2 protein-coding genes are annotated in these 2,683 nt (G+C 49.5%); one reads left to right on the top strand and one right to left on the bottom strand.

Annotated elements, in window-relative coordinates; all coding sequences use genetic code 11:
• Positions 1-1,236: RagB/SusD family nutrient uptake outer membrane protein (locus tag JX312_RS11915; RefSeq protein ID WP_204458125.1), on the top strand; the 1,236-nt coding region annotated here is incomplete at its 5' end.
• A 108-nt stretch (positions 1,237-1,344) separates the two neighbouring features.
• Here JX312_RS11915 and JX312_RS11920 read toward each other — a convergent pair.
• Positions 1,345-2,628, bottom strand: coding sequence for a GTP-binding protein (locus tag JX312_RS11920; RefSeq protein WP_204458126.1), 1,284 nt, complete (start codon positions 2,626-2,628; stop codon positions 1,345-1,347).
• Positions 2,629-2,683: the final 55 nt, after the last annotated feature.

Here is a 2,683-nt window from a genome sequence, read left to right on the forward strand (position 1 = left end):
CCGAACAATCAGTATACTTATCAGGAATTGTTCGGCAAGGTGATAGGGGAGTTCAAGGCTGCCTATGATGTGCTTCCGGCTGAAATGCAGGATGGCGGTCGCGCCGACAAGGTTGCGGCGGCGGCATATCTTGCCAAATGTTATCTGACTCTCGCATGGGGCGATGGTTATGAGGCAACTACCGGAACCGCGCATATCAACACTGAATATATGAAGAAGGTGAAGGAATATACAGATGTTGTCAAAAACTCACGTTTCGATTATCTTGAGGATTTCGGCGACATATTCCTCCCCGAATATAAGAACAGCAAGGAATCGGTGTTTGCCGTGCAGACATCTTCCTATGAAGATGACAATACAAGATTCGGGCGTTGCAACTGGTCGAACACTCTTAACGGTTGCTGGCAGATATGGTCATGCGGATGGGACTGCCACAAACCGTCGCAGAACCTTGTCTGCGCGTTCAAGACAAAGAACGGTCTTCCGATGTTCGATGACTATGACAGCGACTATTCGTATCCTGAGGCTGGTGTGGCTTCGTCACAGAAATGGGATCCCCGTCTATTCCACACTGTCGGAATGCCTTCGTTCCCTTATAAGTATGAGGCGGAATACACGCTTACCATTGCCAACACCAGGGACCCGAATGATTACGGCTACTACACTTCTCTAAAGGAGGTTCCCCAACGCAGCAAGGGGGAGACTTTCGAAGGGTCTTGGCAGGCATTTGCGATGAACGATTATGTGTTTCGTTATACAGACGTGATGCTCATGCGTGCGGAGGCACTCATAGAACTTGGCGAGCTTCCCGAGGCTCGCGCCATTATCAACGACATCCGCGGACGCGCCGCCAATTCGGTTGACAAGCATATCGGCTACGCAAGAGACTTCTGTGAGATTTCGCTATATCCTGCATCATATTTCAACGACAAGGAAACGGCACGCAAATGTCTGCAGTGGGAGAGACGCCTTGAAATGGCGATGGAAAGCAGCCGCTATTTCGACCTCCGCAGATGGGGTATTGCCTCGGAAGTGCTTAACGAATATTTCGCATATGAATCGAATGCCTACAGAAGCGTCCCGGATAGCAACTCGCCGACAGGCTACACAGACGTGAGATTCGGTCAGTATTACAATGACGCTCATTATACTTCAGGTAAGAACGAATTCTATCCGATTCCTTATAACCAGCTTTATTACGTTCCCGGCCTGTACGTCCAGAACAAGGGATACTGATTTATCTTCTTGTTGATGTAGACAAATGATTGATGAGAGGCACAGAGGTCAGCCGCAGATTGCTGCAGCTGACCTCTGTATCTGTCCTGATGTCTGTCTTTTAAAGGTTCAGCGGGGTTCGAGGCAGGTATCGAGGGCGGAAGCGAGGGCGGTGCGGTCGAGGTCTCTGCCGATGAATACGAGCTTGATCATACGGTCACCATATTCTTCATCCCAGTCGCGGCGGAGTCCCGGCTCGCGCTCCATCAGCACCGTCAGTTCCTCTTCCGGGGCTGTGGCATACCAGTAGCCGGCTTCCTTGAGGTTTTTCTGTATGCCCGCCTGCTCGAAAAGCAGGGACATGTCGCGGTTGTGGCTGAAATACAGCACTCCCTTTGTGCGGATCACGTTTGCCGGCCAGTCAAGATTCACGAAGCGGTCAAACTTCTCGAAGTTGAAAGGACGGCGGCGGAAATATACGAATGTGCCGATGCCGTATTCTTCGGCTTCTCCCTCAACGTGATGGTGGTGATGGTGATGACCGCAGTCACAATGTCCCTCATCATGGTGACAGCATTCATGCTCATGTTCATGTCCATGCTCATGTTCATGTCCATGTTCATGATTGTTGTGGTCGTGGTCGTGATGATGATGGTGTTCCTGTTCTTCTGCGGGTTTCTCTATTTTCTCGACCCAGGTGGCGGATGTCGCCACATCCTCGAAATCAAACATCCGTGTGTCGATGATTTCGCTGAGGTTCACATCACAATAATCGCATTCCATAATTCTTGCCTTGGGCTGTAAAGCACGTATTACCGCTTTTATATGGGCTGCTTCATCTTGTGTGACCTCTGAAATCTTGTTCAGAAGGATAATGTTGCAGAATTCTATCTGTTCGATTATCAGATTCTCTATGTCTTCTTCTTCGATTCTCTCTTTGTCGAGGTTTTCTCCGCATCCGAATTCACTTTTCATGCGTAGTGCGTCGACAACCGTGACGATGGCATCCATGCGCGGACGGATGATGTCGGTGCGTGCCGGATTCACCATCTGTTCCATCGAGCATATGGTCTGGGCGATAGGCGCAGGCTCACACACGCCGCTTGCCTCGATGACTATATAGTCGAACCGTGCCGATTCTATGAGATCTGATATCTGTCTGATAAGGTCAGTGCGTAGCGTGCAGCATATGCAGCCGTTCTGGAGGGCGACGAGGTCTCCTGAATCATCCTGTCCCACGATACCCCCTTTCTGGATAAGGTCGGCGTCGATGTTGACTTCGCCTATGTCGTTTACGATAACTGCGAAACGTATGCCTCGCTCGTTTGTGAGAATGTGGTTGAGCAGTGTGGTTTTGCCACTGCCAAGATAACCGGTAAGCAACAGAACCGGTATTTCATTGCTTTCTTTCATGATAAATCGATTGAGAAACTGTTTAAATTTATTACGAAAAAAACATTATAAAGAA

This window comes from Barnesiella sp. CU968 (assembly GCF_905219685.1).
Classification (GTDB): Bacteria; Bacteroidota; Bacteroidia; order Bacteroidales; family Muribaculaceae; genus Lepagella; species Lepagella muris_A.

Excerpts from the sequence above, each read along its gene's own strand:
- JX312_RS11920 (WP_204458126.1), bottom strand. The coding sequence starts at position 2,628 with ATGAAAGAAAGCAATGAAATACCGGTTCTGTTGCTTACCGGTTATCTT.